At 45.3% G+C, this 16,250-nt stretch carries 16 protein-coding genes; 1 reads left to right on the plus strand and 15 read right to left on the minus strand.

Going from position 1 to position 16,250, the window contains the following annotated elements:
* Positions 1-22: 22 nt before the first annotated feature.
* From VIG27_RS12660 to VIG27_RS12715, 12 genes are all read right to left on the minus strand, one after another.
* Positions 23-559, minus strand: coding sequence for a biotin transporter BioY (locus VIG27_RS12660; protein WP_394522879.1), 537 nt, complete (start codon positions 557-559; stop codon positions 23-25).
* 170 nt (positions 560-729) lie between these two features.
* On the minus strand, positions 730-1,557 hold the full coding sequence (gene rhaD, locus VIG27_RS12665; protein WP_394522880.1) for a rhamnulose-1-phosphate aldolase: 828 nt from the start codon (positions 1,555-1,557) through the stop codon (positions 730-732).
* Between the two features lie 13 nt (positions 1,558-1,570).
* Positions 1,571-2,821, minus strand: coding sequence for an L-rhamnose isomerase (locus VIG27_RS12670; RefSeq protein ID WP_394522881.1), 1,251 nt, complete (start codon positions 2,819-2,821; stop codon positions 1,571-1,573).
* Between the two features lie 25 nt (positions 2,822-2,846).
* Positions 2,847-3,161 carry an L-rhamnose mutarotase gene (gene rhaM / locus VIG27_RS12675; protein WP_394522882.1) on the minus strand — a complete coding sequence of 105 codons (315 nt, stop codon included), beginning with the start codon at positions 3,159-3,161 and terminating at the stop codon, positions 2,847-2,849.
* Between the two features lie 17 nt (positions 3,162-3,178).
* On the minus strand, positions 3,179-4,618 hold the full coding sequence (gene rhaB, locus VIG27_RS12680) for a rhamnulokinase (RefSeq protein WP_394522883.1): 1,440 nt from the start codon (positions 4,616-4,618) through the stop codon (positions 3,179-3,181).
* A gap of 113 nt (positions 4,619-4,731) precedes the next feature.
* Positions 4,732-4,974, minus strand: a complete 243-nt coding sequence (locus VIG27_RS12685) for a hypothetical protein (protein ID WP_394522884.1) — start codon at positions 4,972-4,974, stop codon at positions 4,732-4,734.
* A 217-nt stretch (positions 4,975-5,191) separates the two neighbouring features.
* The gene (locus tag VIG27_RS12690; protein WP_394522885.1) at positions 5,192-6,184 is read right to left on the minus strand and encodes an AraC family transcriptional regulator; all 993 of its coding nucleotides are present in this window, start codon (positions 6,182-6,184) and stop codon (positions 5,192-5,194) included.
* Between the two features lie 22 nt (positions 6,185-6,206).
* The gene (locus tag VIG27_RS12695; RefSeq protein WP_394522886.1) at positions 6,207-7,052 is read right to left on the minus strand and encodes a hypothetical protein; all 846 of its coding nucleotides are present in this window, start codon (positions 7,050-7,052) and stop codon (positions 6,207-6,209) included.
* Complete coding sequence (locus tag VIG27_RS12700) at positions 7,045-8,493, minus strand: PLP-dependent aminotransferase family protein (RefSeq protein WP_394522887.1); 1,449 nt, start codon at positions 8,491-8,493, stop codon at positions 7,045-7,047. Before VIG27_RS12700 ends, VIG27_RS12695 begins: the two co-directional genes overlap by 8 nt.
* A 107-nt stretch (positions 8,494-8,600) precedes the next feature.
* Positions 8,601-10,274: a glutamine--tRNA ligase/YqeY domain fusion protein gene (locus VIG27_RS12705; protein ID WP_394522888.1), complete on the minus strand. Its 1,674-nt coding sequence runs from the start codon at positions 10,272-10,274 to the stop codon at positions 8,601-8,603.
* A gap of 72 nt (positions 10,275-10,346) precedes the next feature.
* Complete coding sequence (locus VIG27_RS12710; protein ID WP_394522889.1) at positions 10,347-10,622, minus strand: GNAT family acetyltransferase; 276 nt, start codon at positions 10,620-10,622, stop codon at positions 10,347-10,349.
* A gap of 156 nt (positions 10,623-10,778) precedes the next feature.
* Positions 10,779-12,491 carry a L,D-transpeptidase family protein gene (locus tag VIG27_RS12715; protein ID WP_394522890.1) on the minus strand — a complete coding sequence of 571 codons (1,713 nt, stop codon included), beginning with the start codon at positions 12,489-12,491 and terminating at the stop codon, positions 10,779-10,781.
* A 193-nt stretch (positions 12,492-12,684) separates the two neighbouring features.
* On the opposite strand from VIG27_RS12715, the gene VIG27_RS12720 reads away from it, so the two are divergent.
* Positions 12,685-13,188: a hypothetical protein gene (locus VIG27_RS12720; RefSeq protein ID WP_394522891.1), complete on the plus strand. Its 504-nt coding sequence runs from the start codon at positions 12,685-12,687 to the stop codon at positions 13,186-13,188.
* A gap of 130 nt (positions 13,189-13,318) precedes the next feature.
* Here VIG27_RS12720 and VIG27_RS12725 read toward each other — a convergent pair whose 3' ends face one another.
* The 3 genes from VIG27_RS12725 to VIG27_RS12735 all read right to left on the minus strand — a co-directional run bounded on the left by VIG27_RS12725 (position 13,319) and on the right by VIG27_RS12735 (position 16,244).
* Positions 13,319-13,888: a transcription repressor NadR gene (locus VIG27_RS12725; RefSeq protein WP_394522892.1), complete on the minus strand. Its 570-nt coding sequence runs from the start codon at positions 13,886-13,888 to the stop codon at positions 13,319-13,321.
* A 23-nt stretch (positions 13,889-13,911) separates the two neighbouring features.
* A complete protein-coding gene (locus tag VIG27_RS12730) occupies positions 13,912-15,321 on the minus strand; it encodes a L,D-transpeptidase family protein (protein WP_394522893.1) in 1,410 nt (469 codons plus the stop codon).
* A gap of 179 nt (positions 15,322-15,500) precedes the next feature.
* Positions 15,501-16,244 carry an ABC transporter ATP-binding protein gene (locus VIG27_RS12735; RefSeq protein WP_394522894.1) on the minus strand — a complete coding sequence of 248 codons (744 nt, stop codon included), beginning with the start codon at positions 16,242-16,244 and terminating at the stop codon, positions 15,501-15,503.
* Positions 16,245-16,250 lie beyond the last annotated feature (6 nt).

The following is a 16,250-nucleotide window of genomic DNA, read 5'->3' on the forward strand; positions in this document are numbered from 1 at the left end:
ATTTTACGTTTGTTGGCGGCCGTCAGCGAACGCTCATTGACAGAACCGGATTCAGCTTTTTAATAAGATAAATGCTGAAACAAGTCTTGAAAAAATCCCCTGGCAGAAAAGGGATCACACAGACCATAAGGGCGGCGGCAAACCCTGTATGGGTGATATAACAATACCATAAGGTACCGAACAGATAGGTGACGATCCAGCCGGTATATATGGCTGCTGCCAGAACCGGCACAGTGCTTTTTCCTGACCGTTCGATGATAAGTCCGGCGAGAAAGGCTGATGCTATGTAAGCAATAATGTAACCTCCGGTCGGGCCTATGACACTGAAAAGTCCTCCGTTAAACCCGGAAAAGACCGGCAGCCCCACAGCCCCCATAAGAACGAAAACAAACTGGCTCAAAGCTCCATACCTGGCTCCTAATAATCCGGCGGCGGTAAATACAGATATATGCGCCAGATTAATGGGAACCGGGCCGATCGGAATGGCTATTTGCGATAGAATGGCACTCAATGCGGCAAAGGATGCACATAACGTAAGTTCTTTTGCTGTTATTTTCATATAAGATCCCCCTGTAATATATTTGATTCTACACGATTATACAAAGATAGAGATAGATTGTCAACCAGTTTTACAATATTGGTTTACAATTAAATCGAGACAAGTTTTTCCGGCAAACAAAAAAAGGAATTGCAGCCCAGCTTTACTGCCTGGCTGCAATTCCTTCTCATTTATTTTTCATAAAGAAATTCTTCCGGTAACGTCACGTTGAAATCATGTGCCAGATCGCGGAAATTTCCTGGTGTGATGGTCTGCAGCTTATCCGGTCTGATGGAAAGAACCTTTACAAGAATTTCAGCAGACTTTTCAATGGTATGTATCAGTCCGAAGGTCAAATCAAAGTCCTCCCCGGAGGCAAATAAACCGTGGTGCGCCCAGATTGCGGCATCGTATTTTTTCATAAGCTCACTGGTGGCAACGGCGATCTCACGTCCGCCGGGTACCATCCAGCCCACCACACCGATTCCGCTTGGGAATACGACCGGACACTCTGTGGCCATTTCCCATAATTCTCTGGTAAATACCTTATCCTCCAGAGGAAGAACAAAGGTAAGCGCAATGATATTTGCCGGATGGCCATGATAAATGACTCTGTATGCTCCGCCGGTAGCTTCCTTCTTGACCTCGTGGTTCATTAAATGGGAGGGAAGCTCGCTGGTGGGACGTCCTCCCTTGCAAAGACCCCATAGGATTCTATAATGTTCGCCGCTTTCATCCACTTCAATGATGCAGGTGTTGGCTTCCGGATCAAGGGGCACATTGCGGAAATACTTTCCGCTTCCTGTGACCATGAAAAACTCTCCGGAAAGACCCTTCACGGTCGTACCAATGGGCTGCCAGGAATTGTCAAACTTCAGCTCCTCTCTTACGGCTTCCACCTCTTCGGGTTTGATACGGTAGCTTAAATTGCCGCCGTTTCTTTCATGCCAGTTCTGTTTGAATCCATCATCACATAAGCGGATAAAGCCTTTTACAAATTCTGCATCTAAAATTTTCATGTCTATTTTCTCCTTATTTCCGGTTTAACAGTACTTCTTTTTCATAGCTGAGAATCTCTTTAAACCAGTCTTCTTTTGCAGGTACTCCATTCAGCTCACAGAAGTAATTCCATACATCGCCGATGGGGTAAAGTTTTAATTCTTCCTGGAGCATCATCTGCTCCGTAAACCTGCGGGAGGCCTGCAGCTGTGCCAGCGTTTCATTTGGAAGGAGGAGGGCATTCAAAAGTGCCTTCTGCATGTTGCGCATCCCTACCACCCATGCGCTCAAACGGTTGATGCTTGCATCAAAGAAGTCAAGGGCCAAAAGAACACGGTCCGCACCCCCGCGGATGATTTCTTTCGCGATCTCCTTTGTTTCATCATCAAATAATACCACATGGTCACTGTCCCAGCGGACCGGTCTTGTTACGTGAAGCGCTACTTGATCAAAGAATAAAAGCATGGAAGAGATCTTATCCGATACCACTTCCGTTGGATGGTAATGACCGCTGTCTAAAAGGCAGAGAATATCATTCTTGGACGCATAGTTCATATAGAACTCATGGGAACCAACGGTACAGCTTTCCACTCCGATACCAAATACTTTTGATTCTACCGCAACCAGTACTTTTGTTTTATCATAATCCATGGAAAGAATCTGATCAAGAGAATCTTTCAAACGTGCTCTTGGGGAAGTGCGGTCAGCCGGAATATCTTTAAAGCCATCCGGAATCCAGATATTCATGGTGCATGGTGTTCCCTGCTCCTTTGCAAAATATTCCGAAATACGGATGCATGCTTTTACATGGTCGATCCAGAAGCTGCGGATCTCCGGGATCTCACTTGATAGGGTGGCATTTTCTGCCTTTTCGTGAGAGAATAAGGTAGGGTTAAAATCAATGCCGATGCCTCTCTCTTTCGCAAATTCCACCCATTTTGCAAAATGCTTCGGTTCCAGTTTGTCTCTGTCCACCCACTCCCCTTCTTCAAAGACAGCATAGCTTGCATGAAGGTTGATCCGGTGTTTTCCAGGGATGAGACTTAATGCCTTATCAATATCCGCCATCAGCTCCTCCGGATTTCTTGCGCGGCCCGGATAATTGCCGGTAGCCTGGATTCCCCCGGATAAAGCACCTGCCCCGTCAAATCCGATGACATCGTCTCCCTGCCAGCAATGCATGGAAATGGGGATCTTTTTCAATGCTTCCAGTGCAGCATCAGTATCTACGCCAATGGCCTTATATACTTCCTTTGCGGATTCATATCTTTCTTTTACTGTCATGATTTTCTCTTCTCCTTTTTTTTGATTAATCTAAATGAAATACCGGTTTCAGTCCGTCAGAAACAGGGCTGTTATCCGGGTTGGTTCTCATAATATCCGCCATAAAATCCCACCATTTACGGTTGACCGGGGTGTCCGCTGACTCCGCCCACCGTTCTTCATCCTCAATCTCTATGTATCCGTAAAGCACATTGGTCTCTTCGTCTAAAAAAATGGAATAGTTATGACCGCCGTACTGATGGATCATCTCCTTCATCTCCGGCCAGAGCATGTTATGTCTCTTTTCATATTCTTCTGCCATTCCTTCGTTTAAGTACATTTTAAATGATTTTCTAATCACAGGATTCCCTCCGCTTCTTATAAGATTTCCTTCGGCTTATATTCTTTTACGGCAAAAGACCGGTAAACAGCTTCTCTTGCCTGTTTTAAACCGTCAAATTCATGGAACGCCAGCATCTGTGCCAGCAGATTTCCGATGGCAGTCGCCTCTCCCGGTCCTGCATATACGGTCCTGCCGGTACGGTCAGCAGTCAGCTGGTTTAAATATTCTGCATTGGAACCTCCGCCCACCACATGAATGGCTGGATAGGTCTTTCCGGTTATGGATTCCAGCTCCTTTATGGTATCGCCGTAGCAGGCAGCCAGACTGTTATAAATCACAGCAGCGATTTCTCCCGGTGTTTGGGGTACCTGCATCTGCCCGTTTTTGCAGAAGTCCTTTACGGCCCTAATCATGCTGTCCGGCGCTAAAAATACGCTGTCATTGCAATCCACAAGGGATTTGATATTTTCTTTGGAAGCCATTTGGCATAGCTCTGCAAAGGAATACTTCTCTCCTTTCTCAGCCAGTTCTTTTCTTACGGACTGGATCATCCACAGCCCCATAATGTTCTTTAAATAACGGTAACGGTGTTCGTATCCGCCTTCGTTTGTAAAATTCGCTTCCATACTCTTTAACGAACAGTCTGCCTTTAAAAGCTCTGTCCCCATTAAGGACCAGGTTCCTGAACTGATATATAAAATATCCTTCATGGAATCCGGATCACCGGGAACCACCGGAACTGCCATGACCGCGGAGCCGGTATCGTGGGTGGCGGGAAGAATCACCTGACAGGAAAAGCCTGTTTCTTCACGGATTTGTTCGGACAGCTCCCCCACCACAGTTCCTGGCATGGAAAGCGGGCCAAACAGCTTTTTAGGAAAGCCAAGTGATTCAATCAGCTCATAATCCCAGCTTCCCGTTTCAGGGTTTACCAGCTGAGTGGTGGTGGCATTGGTATACTCCTGTTTTTTCACTCCGGTCAGCAGAAAGTGGAAATAATCCGGAATCATCAAAAAGGATTCTGCGTGGATAAGATGGTCCGGATTCTTTTCTTTTACCGCCATAAGCTGGTAGATGGTGTTAAATATCTGCTTTTGAATCCCGGTTCTTTGATATAGATCCTTGAGTGAAATGGTATGATAGACAAGCTCATCCATTCCCTTTGTCCGGTCGTCCCGGTAGCCCGCCGCATTTCCTAACATCCGGTCTTCCCTGTCCAAAAGAACGTAATCCACGGCCCAGGTATCAATGCCCATACTGACTGGGATCTTTCCCATCTTTTTGCAAACCTTCATGCCTTCTTTGATTTCTCCAAATAAGGATTCCACATCCCAGCATAGCTGATTCCCGATCCGTTTCATCCCATTTTCAAAACGGTAAATCTCTTCTAAATGAATCTTTCCGTCCTTGACTGTACCAAGAATATGACGTCCGCTGGAAGCACCGATATCAACAGCAAGATAGTATTTCTCCATGCGTTCCCCTCCCATGTTTTTCTGATTCTATCATAATTCATTTTTATAAAAAAAATAAGGACGCTGTTTATTTAAAACAGCGTCCTTATTTGCACTTTCTTTATACTTTTGTCCTATTGTTCTAACTCCGGTTTTGAAGAAATCAGCAGTTCTTTTAAATCCATGATCGACATCTCATGCTCGTCCAAAATCGTTGATACCTCTTTAAATTGTTCCAATTTTATTTTATCCTGAATGGCTTTTTCTTTTTCTTCTAATGTAACGAGGCAATCCTTGTATTGTTTGATGGATTCCCGCACCTCTTTTAACTCTTCTTCCAGTTTTTGAAGCGGTGTTTTTCTTACTCCTCTTGGCATATCGGTTCTCTCCTTTTCAGAAATTATTATGCAACCATATATTACCAAGTATATGCACTTAAAATTTCTTTTATTACTTTTGGACTCTGTTTTAATCCTGTTTCTTCTCAAACTTTTGCACTGTTTGGAAATAGGATAACCGCATTAAAAATCTTTTTTTCTATGCTTTTGATTGCTGCGTAAATCCATTTCATTTCTTTTCGGACACCGGATTTATTTACTTATTTTTATGTTCCGCCAAACCGGAAGTTTTATTTTTTTCCCTGTATTCTTTTGGGGACATGTTGTAATAGCTTCGGAATATCCGGTGAAAATAACTGGTATTGTCATACCCCACTGCAAGGGATATATCGGTTACGGAAAGTCTGGTATTTAATAGAAGAAAGGAGGCTTGATTCAAACGTTTGATTTGTAAAAGCTCCTTATAAGTTCTTCCCGTCAGTCTCTTTATCGTCCGGCTCAGCCAATAAATATTATAATTCAACCGCTCTGCCAGCTCGGTCAATTCTCCTTCTTTATAATTCTCATCAATAAACTTTAAGACCTGGAATATAAGCTTTTGCTCAAAGCCTTCTCTGGTATGGCTGATCTTATCGGTATAATGCATGAGCTGAAGAAATAAAAGTCCCATGGTGACCTGATTGATGCTTCTTTTATTGGGCTGGTCATACAATAGGGTCCAGACCATATTTTCCACCAGATTCTGCACCGGAAGCACATCAGCTACTTTAAAATGAAGGTAACTGGCGTATCGGGGATTAAAGCAAAGACAGCCTACAAGAAAATCCCGCAAAAGATTTTCTTCCTCTCCCATCATTTCAAACGCAGTGTCAAAAAACTCCGGTAGAATGATGAAATTAACGGCAATATCACCTTCTCCTGCCGGTAATATCTCCTGGGTGGCATGCTGATTCAAAAACAGCAGTTCCCCGGTTTTTAAAACCACCTTTTCCCCGTCAATCCTATGGGTAGTCTCACCTTTGCACATATAGATCACTTCTATATAGTTATGTTTGTGCCTTGGAAAATGAACAAATCTGGTATGGGGCCTGATGCGGATCATCTTTCCGTGTTCCAGCATCTTTTTGCTGTCGATCACCAGCTCCCGGCCCTCGGTATAACGCTTCCGGTCAATCTCTGTCCGTCCGTTTATGATTTCCCGCTCTTCATCCGTAATGACGCCCAAACGATTTATGATTTCCTGATCCACCCCTCAAAGCCTCCTTTTCCTTCTAATCAAACTCGATAAAATTCTTCCATCGGTCTTCCTGCAAATCTGCTTCGCTTAAAGTATAGGCATGGTTTTTTTCATCGTTTGCCATCAGTTTATAGGTTGTTGTTCCAAAACTGTCCGCCCCCTTGATCCACCGGTCATCCAAAACGATTCGTCCATCCTCCGCCAAAAACTTCCACACCGCCTTTTCTCCTGCTGCATTGGTACTGGTATATGTGACCTCTCCCTCCATACGGTTATCTTTAAAAACGCCTTCTTTTGCGCTGAGTTTGTTGATCTCTTCTCCAACGCCATCGTAGTAATTATAACCGGTGGCTCCGTTTCCGTTCATCTTTCCATTGGCCCAGGTCCCGTAGGAATAATCATACCGTTTCCCCTCTTCCAGGGAAATCACCTGCAAAGCCGTACACGTTCCGTTGGGAACTCCGTCTTTGAACTCACCGTAAAAAACAGTGGAAGTCTTTAGAAATACCAGCCCCCGGTCAGCGGTCAGTTCCGTTCTCATCACGGTCCCGTCGTACATACAGGGAAATTCCTTCCACGGAATGTCATATTCATCTAAGAGTCTGGCTGCTCCCTCCAAGTCTCCGCTGTCAAACCGTTTGATCAGGCTGTTTAAGAATTCCTTATCCTCTGAGGTAAGGGTCATTTCCGTATCCGGTTCTTTTTGGGAGGGTTCAGCCACCATCGCTTCCGTGGACGGGGACTTTGCTTCTTTTTCCGTTCTCCAATTCCCAACGGTTTTTCCATAGCCAATTAAACATAATAAAACTGCGATCAGTCCGGCGGCTATCCCTACCCGATGAATATTCTGTTTTTTAATCCCTGTTTTATCCTTATTCACAACACTTCTCCTTATACTCATGCACCTTCCAGGCTTTTTTAAGAAGAGCAAGTCCTTTAATAATCTCCTCCTCGGTCAGGCTGGCGTACCCCAGAACAACGGTAGGCGGATAGGTATTATGCTCCTCATGGATAAAGTATCCTGACATTCCATAAACTTTTACACCGGCTTCTGCCGCTTTTTTTATTAACTCCTTCTCGGACCGGTTCTGTTTGTCGGTAAGCAGAAGGTGAAGTCCTGCATATTCTCCCCGGATCAAAAACTGGGATTCAAAGGGCTTGAGTCCAGCGATAAGTACCTCATGTTTCGCCTTATAGACGGCCCTCATCCGGTTCAAATGCCGCTCGTAGTGGCCTTGTGCCATAAACTGGTAAAGAATGTTCTGATCAATACGGGAAACGGTGGAAGCGTAGAAATTCACCCGGTCCCGATATACGGAAAGCAGGGATTTGGGCAGCACCATATAACTGATACGAATGGCGGGTGCTATGGACTTGGAAAAGGTGCCGAGATAGATGACCCGGTCCTTCTGGTCCATTCCCTGAAGGGCAGGTATGGGCTGCCCCTTATAGCGGAATTCACTGTCGTAATCGTCTTCGATCAGATACCTGCCTTCCTTTTCATAAGCCCAGCTTAAAAGCTCCTGCCTGCGTTTGACAGGCATAACGATGCCGGTCGGATACTGATGGGAGGGCATGACGTAAGCGGTATCCGCTCCGCTTTTCTCCAACAGCTCTGCATTTAGCCCCTGCTGGTCCATGAGAACGGGAACCACCTTGTAGTTCAGGCTGTGAAAAACACGGTATGCCTGCTTGTAGGTTGGATTTTCCATGGCAATCACCCTGTCATTCGATAATATCTGAGATAAAAGCATAAGCAGATATTCGCTTCCTGCTCCCACAATGATCTGCTCCGCACAACAGTTTACACCACGGGCAGAGTGAAGATATTCCCGGAGGGCTTCCCTAAAAACAGCCTCTCCCTGGGGATCTCCGGCCAGAAACATCTCCCGGTTGTCATCCACCAGAGTATTTTTTGATAATTTTCTCCAGGTGTTAAAGGGGAAGGCACAAAGATCAATTCCTCTTGGGGAAAAATCCACACTCCAATCCGGTTCACCATCTGTCTCCGAAGAATCGGTGTGAAAAAAAGATGTTTTGTTATCCCCTTTTTCCTGTCCGGTATGGACCAGACCTTCAATTTTCAATACAAAATATCCCTTGCAGGGAACGGCTTCAATGTATCCTTCCGAAAGCAGCTGTTCATAAGCCATCTGGGTGGTGCTGCGGCTGATCTTTAGGTTCTCCGCAAGAAGGCGGGTAGAGGGGAGCCGGGTAGCAGGCTTTAAATTCCCCTTTTTTATTTCTTCTTTGATATAGCTGTATATCTGACTGTATAAAGGCAGTCCTGCCTGATTTTTTAAAGGTATCATCAGTTCCATAGAAAGAAATGCCTCCTTTCTTCTCGGAAATGGAAAAATGCCGCACGCCCTCTCTTTACTCGGTCATGCAGCATTCTTCCTTTGACCGGCATTCCAGCCTGTCACCATTATTTTTTAATTTTAAATGAACTCTTTAAGGAAACGATCCGGTTGAATACCAGATGTTCGGGAGTACTGTCTTTGCAGTCAATGCAGAAAAATCCGTTTCTGACAAACTGGAAACTGTCATAAGCCTTTGCGCCCTCAAAGCTTGGCTCCACATAACAGTTCTTTAATATGGTCAAAGAATTGGGATTTAAATTCAGGCTTCCGTCCTCGTTTAACTTGCCCTTCTCTTCATCCACAATATTCTCATACAGACGGCACTCTGCCTGAACTGCGGTAGCTGCTGCCACCCAGTGAATGGTGCCCTTTACTTTTCTTCCTTCAAAACCGGAACCGCTCTTTGTCTCCGGGTCGTAGGTACAGTGAACTACGGTCACATTGCCCTCGGCATCCTTCTCACATCCGGTACAGGTTACAAAATAGGCATTCATCAAGCGGACTTCATTGCCTGGGAACAGACGGAAATACTTTTTAATGGGTTCTTCCATAAAATCTTCCCGTTCGATATAAAGCTCCCTGCCAAACGGCAGTTTTCTCTCTCCCAGTTCGGGATTTTCCAGATTGTTGGCGGCATCCAGATATTCAATGGTATCCTCCGGATAATTGTCAATTACCAGTTTGACCGGGTCTAAAACCGCCATCATTCTCGGTCTCTTTAACTTTAAATCTTCCCGGATACAGTATTCAAGCATGGCATAATCCACAGAACTGTTTGCCTTGGAAACGCCTACCAAGTCCACGAACATCCGTAGTGCTTCCGGGGTATAGCCTCTTCTTCTTAATGCTGCAATGGACACAAGACGAGGGTCGTCCCAGCCGTCTACCACGTTGTCCTCTACCAGCTTTTTGATATAACGCTTTCCGGTTATCACATTGGTCAAATACAGCTTTGCAAATTCGATCTGACGGGGAGGACTTACAAATTCACATTCCTTCACCACCCAGTCATACAGCGGTCTGTGATCTTCAAATTCCAGGGTGCAGATGGAATGAGTGACGTTTTCAATGGCATCTTCGATTGGATGAGCAAAGTCATACATGGGATAAATACACCATGCATCCCCGGTGTTATGATGGGTCATATGGGCCACTCGGTAGATGACCGGATCACGCATATTGATGTTGGGGGATGCCATATCAATCTTCGCACGGAGAACTTTCTCTCCATCCTTATATTTGCCCTCTTTCATCTCTTTAAAAAGTGTCAGGTTTTCTTCCACGCTGCGATTCCGGTAAGGACTTTCTTTACCCGGAGTCTTAAAATCGCCCCGGTATTCCCGGATCTCTTCTGCAGTCAGATCACAGACATATGCCTTTCCCTTCTTTATTAAAAGAACGGCACGATCGTACATCTCCTCAAAGTAATTGGAGGCAAAGAACAGGCGGTCTTCAAAATCTGCGCCCAGCCACTTCACATCTTCTATAATGGATTCTACGAATTCTGTCTTCTCCTTGGTCGGGTTTGTATCATCAAAACGGAGGTTGAACTTTCCACCATACTTTTGCGCCAGGCCATAGTTAAGTAAGATGGACTTTGCATGTCCAATGTGCAGATAGCCATTTGGCTCCGGTGGAAATCTGGTCTGTACATGATTATAAACACCTTCTGCAAGATCCTTGTCTATCTCCTGTTCGATAAAGTTCTTAGAAACCACTTCTTCCTTGTTCTCTTCCATTTTTCTTCCTCCATGTCAGTAATTCCAATAATACATTATCATACCATACTTCATCCATTTAGAAAAGGGGGATTATTTTCTTGAAGCAGATTTCCAAATTGCCGATTTTTCTTCATACTGCTGATTGATCCAGTTTACCGCCTGTTCTCTTCCTTCCTCCGAAAAAGGAAACTTCATTTTGGTCTTCTGCTCTTCCGGTGTGGCTTCATAGCAGTAAGGTTCCGGATATACGGCAGCCTCCAATTCTTCTTCCACCTTACTGACCCGGTAACGCATTCCATTCATGCTTCCGGTATAGGCTTCTTTTTTAAAAAACTGCATAGGTACAAAAGTTTCTTTCTTTAACATCGTCTGACCTCCTTTTTATGGAAAACCTGTTTCTCTATTACTTTCATCGGTCCAACTCTCTATAAATTTAAGGCTGCTGCATCAGCGTTTTCAGATCTTCTGATGCAGCAGCCCTATGGCTTTCCTATTTTTATTCTCTATTCTGCCAAGGCATCGTTACATCCCAGGGCCGTTTTTCTTCTTTCCGGCACCATTTTGTACACCAGGTCCGGCTTCCTGTTCCCAGGATGCAGCAGTCGTAGAAGGCTCCTTTTCATTCTCCCTGGTTGAAACCGCTGTGGTCGGGACAGGTGCTGTGGTTGGTGCCGCTGTCGTTGGCTCAGAGGCCGGTGGTGCGGCAGTCGTTGTGGGTGCAGCTGTCGTTGGTGCCGCAGTGGTGGGAGCCGTTGTCTCCTCAGGCTTTCCTGCCGCGCCCGAAGTGGTCTTTGATTCGGTTCCCGGCAGGTGGTAACAGAGAACCGGGATTCCTGCACTTATATTTTCAAAAATTGTCTTAGCAACTGCGGGAGGTAGATTGATGCAGCCATGAGAACCGCTGGTCTTAAAGATGGAACCTCCGAAGCTGCTTCTCCATTTGGCATCATGAAGGCCGATGTTCCCGTTAAATGGCATCCAGTATGAAACCGGAGTTCTGTAATTTTCTCCCTTAAGTGTGGCGTTCCTTTCCTTATAGGTAAGGGAATAGGCTCCTGCCGGGGTTGACCAGCCTTTGGATTCATTGCCTGATACAAAATCTGATTCCACAACCAGTTTCCCATCTTTATAGAAATACAGATGCTGGGCCGTTAAATTGATCTCCACATAAGTGTTTCCGTAGTCTTGGCTGCCGTGGCTGGCAGCCTTTTGTTTATAAACCGGCTCTCTTGACTGACTGTTCCCGGTCCTTATCAGTTCTGCCAGCTCATTCGCCTCAGAGCTCTGGTTTATCCTCCACCCATAGTTTCCTCCTGTTATCCTGACGTTCTGCCCATAGGAGGTCTTTAAGTTCTTCGCTTTATACGCCGTATCGTACTGATCTGCCAGTTTTTTTACAAATGCAAGGACGGATTTGCTGTCCAGATAGACCTTGCCACTTTCATCGGTTTTGATCCACTTGGATATGGTATCTCCATTTAAAACCTTTTTTTCATTTCCAAATTTATATGTAATGGTCGTATTGACATATCTGTTCATGGTCTGGACCTTTTCCACCAGCTTCGGGTCATCGGTCCGAACCTTAGGGGATATATAGACACCTGCTTCATCAAGGGAAATCTCGGGTTTTAGATTCATGACCGCATCAGAAATCACAGCCTTTATCTTTTCCGGATCTACTTGTTTTCCTTCTGCTGCCGGTATAATGTGATATCCCTGCCCGGAAACATATTCCGATACGGCTGCATCCCGCACCTTTTCTTCCGGTTCCTCCGTCATGCAGGATAAGGCAGAGACGGCTTTATTAAATTTATCCTCGTGGTACCGGATCATAGTACCAAGTTCAAAAGACTGATGCTTCTTCAAGTGCTTTCCCCAAGAAAGAGGCTTCTGCTCTGCCAGCAATTTCTCAAGAGTTCCGTCAAATTCCGATTCCAGACCGATGTCACTGCCCTTTAATTCTTCCGTGTCTCCTCCCCGTTCCTGAATGGTAAGCTTATAACCGCCAATGCTTGAAGCGATCATATTCTTCACTTCCTCAACGGACTTTTTGGACACATCCATCTCATTAATGGTGGTATTAGGGAAAAACACCTTCTCGTATGCTCTGCTCATCTGGATATATGCCAAAGCAGAAATTAACCCTGCCGCTGCAACAGCTGCGCCACCGATGGCTGCCCATTCCTTTAATCCAAAGGACCTTTTCTTTCTGCTGCGCTGATTTTGTTTTTCCATTTATTTCCTACCTCTTTACTAGCCTTTACTTTCAGAATTAATTATAACTGAAAACCGCGAAATATGTCTAAAGTTTTCCGGTACATTTCTTAACTTTTTTATTACGATTTTTCATAAATAGATTTTATGGGGGATCACAACAGACCTTTTTCTCTCATAAACTGAAAATAAGAATGTTCCAAAGGACACCTTCATGACACGTTTTTCTTCTGTCTACGGAACGGTCACTTCCGTTAATCCGTTAGAAACTTCTGCCCTCTCCCACAGCTGCTCCCTGCTTATTTCTGTTATGAGCCAAAACCTTGGAGAGGTAAAATTTGTGGTCCATCCCGATACTTATGTTTTAGACCAGCATACGTTTGAAAAAGGAGAGCCCATTATTGCCATTTATGATACGCAAGTCCCCGTTCCTCTCATCTATCCTCCTCAGTACTCCCCCATCATACTTGCAGAAAATGACGACGGATACTTGGCTATGTTTGATTATTTTGACGAAAACCTTTTAAATACAGAGGAAACCCTGAAGCTTAATATTCCGGATTCGGATTTTTCAGAACTCCTGCTTCCTAACGGTCAGACGTTTTTTTACATGCCGGGAAATCATTACCTGTTCGTTTTATATATGTTTACCACCCGCAGCATTCCGGCAATCACCACACCGGATAAAGTGATTGTCTTTTGTTCCCAAGAAGAATAAGGATGCAGCGGACAAAAAAACACCTCCATACAGGGCTTATTGTTTCATCGCCCTATATGGGGGTATCCTGTCAGGATCCAGACGGATTTCCTTTGTCATTACAGCTCTCTTTTGCAGAAGTCTGTATATGCTATGAGTCCGCAAGGTATCCCTTCTTTTTTAATTCCAGCTCAATTCTGTCTAAATGTTTCAGGGAATCTGCCGCAACCGTATGATAGTGACAGCCATTGGTCAGAATTTTAAGCGGCTGATCCCCGGAATGCTTCAGAGCTTCCATGAATTCCTCTGCATCCAACCGGTTATTGATAATTAAATCCACATGGATCTGTCCATAAACCTCATGCTCAATGAATACGTCCAGAAGCCTGCCGCCATAATCCACGATGGTCTGCAGCTCGCTTAATGTATCCTCCGTCGTATGGTTGGCACAGAAAACCCTGACGCAGTCAGCCCCCTCCTTAGAGGTCTCACGGCGAAGGATATAGCCTTTGTTGGTTGAGAGGATCTCTTCCTGTTCCGCCCTCATAAGTGCCACATCCTGAACCACAACCTGTCTGCTCACTCCAACTCTTTTTGCCAGCTCTGTCCCTGAAACAGGCCCTTTCTCCTGATTTAAGATCTCCAGGATTTTTTTTCTGCGTTCGGTTCCATCCAATTTCTGTTGATCCCTGCCTTTTCCTCGAATTGTTTTGCGGTTCAAAGGAATTCCCATGGTTTCTTACTCTAGTAATGGCAGATGACAGGGATTCCTGCATACACAAGGCTGTATAAATCCCTTGCCTTCTTAGGGGGAAGGTTGACACAGCCATGGCTTCCGTTGTTCTTGTAGATCGTACCGCCGAACCTGCTTCTCCAGTTGGCATCGTGGAAACCGATTCCGCCGTTAAAAGGCATCCAGTAATCCACATGGCTTTCATACTCATAGGTCCCGTCGGCCTGCTTGGCTCCACGAAGGATACGGTCTGTCTGTTTGTAAGCCAGGGTGTAGATTCCCTCCGGTGTGGTATGGTTCTTTGATACGTTGCCGGTCACACAGGGTGCCTCCCATACTAAAACGCCATCCTTATACATATAGACATGCTGGGCTGCCATATCTGCTTCCACATAGGTTCCGCCCCAGTCAACGTTGCGGTCAGCCGCTCTCTTTACATAATTGGGTTCCCTGGTCTGGCTCTGGCCGGTACGTATGACCGCAATCAATTCCCCGATCTCCGCAGGCTGATTGATCTGCCAGCCGTAAGCACCGGAAAGAGTCAGGTCCCTGCCGCTTGTGGTATGGAAATTCCTTCCTCTTCCTACTGTATCGTACTTATCCGCAAGAGATTTCACATAGGCTGCCGCTTTCTCTGTGCTCACCTGAATGACCCCGTCGGTCAGGCCGGTGATCCAGGAAGATATCTCCTCCCCCTTCAGCACTTCTGACTTGCTGCCAAAGGCATAGGTGATCTCCATCTCTCTCACCCGGTTAAGTGCATCACATTGGGCCTTTAAGCCTTCATCCTCTTTTGTGACTGTGATGCTGTCATAGCAGCCGGACTCTTCTAAGTCCACTTCTTTCAGTTCCTGATTCAAAGCACTTTTTACAACCGCTTCCAGCTTTCCTGCATTGACACTGTTTCCCTGCACTTCCGGAATGATGGTAAACGGCTCTCCCTGCTTCCAGTCTGAAACTCTGGCATTGACTGTGGCTACAACACTTTGTCCGCTTACAAAGGATAATCCATTGAGTTTTTCTTTTAACTTCTGCTCATCAAAGGATACGGTGCTTTTTAAAGCATGACTGTTATCCTCTGCAGGCCCTGCCACACGTCCGGAGGCGTTCTGATCTTCCAGAACCTTCTTTAATCCGTCTGTGACCAGCACCTGATATCCGATATCCGTCCCTTTGATTACTTCCGTTTTGTTCCCTTTTCCTTTGACGGTAAGGTTGTATTCCCTGCCATAAAAACCCTCTATCTGTACTTTTGCTTCTTCGATGGTCATGCCGCCCACAAGGACACCGTTGATCTTGGTTCCGGGCACAAATTTTGAAGCATCATCTGCCAGTGCAATCGTCACTCCTGCCAGCATAAATAACGCTGCCAGTAACATGATTCTTCCTATCGTACCTGCATGATTTCGTTTCGTGTTCATTCCGTTCAAATCCTTTTCTCTTTTTTATGGAAATCACTTCCATACCTCCTAGGGTAACATGATTTCTGCGGAATAACAAGCATAAAAATCGCCTAAATTTCCTGACAGATACCAGTTTCCCATATTTTATTTTAAGAAAAACCGCAAAAAAGCGAGCCTGTAAAAAAGCCCGCCTGTAATTACCGCTGTTCCAAATGTTTTAAAATCTCCTTCTTATATTCCAGAAATTCTTCTGAAACGGGAAAGTCTTTGCTTCTTGGTTTTGGTTCTTCTATAAGGATCTCCCTGGTAATTTTCCCCGGAGACCCGGTGAGAATGCATATCCGGTCAGAAAGTAAAATAGCCTCGTCGATGTCATGGGTGATAAACAGAGTGGAAAGCTTGATTTCTTCCATCACCCTTAAATACCACTCATGCAGGGTATGCTTGGTCAGCATATCGAGAGCGGAAAATGGTTCATCAAGAAGAGCAATTGGCTTTGAAGATAAATAAGTCCTCAAAAGGGCCGCTCTCTGCCGCATACCGCCGGACAGCTGGGAAGGATATTTCTTCTCCGTCCCCTCTAAGCCAAACATCGGAAAATATCCGGCAGCCTTTTTTCTGGCTTCTGCCTTTTTCACTCCTGAAAGCAGCAGAGGAAGGGCAACATTATCTATCACGGTACGGTAAGGAAGGAGTAAATCCTTCTGAAGCATATAGCTGACCTTTCCCGGCTTTCCGGTTACTTCTTGCCCCTCCATATACACATGCCCCTCATCGGGCAGGCTAAGACCTGCAAGGATCTGGAACAGCGTGGTCTTTCCTCCGCCGCTGGCACCGAGAAGCGAAACCAGTTCCCCTTTCCGAAGTTCCAGAGAAACTCCTTCCAGAACAGTTCTTCCGTCAAAGGATTTTTTTATGCCTTCCGCCTTTAATTGTACCATTGGCTC

This window comes from Lacrimispora sinapis (genome assembly GCF_043633585.1).
In the GTDB taxonomy this organism is placed as follows: domain Bacteria; phylum Bacillota; class Clostridia; order Lachnospirales; family Lachnospiraceae; genus Lacrimispora; species Lacrimispora sinapis.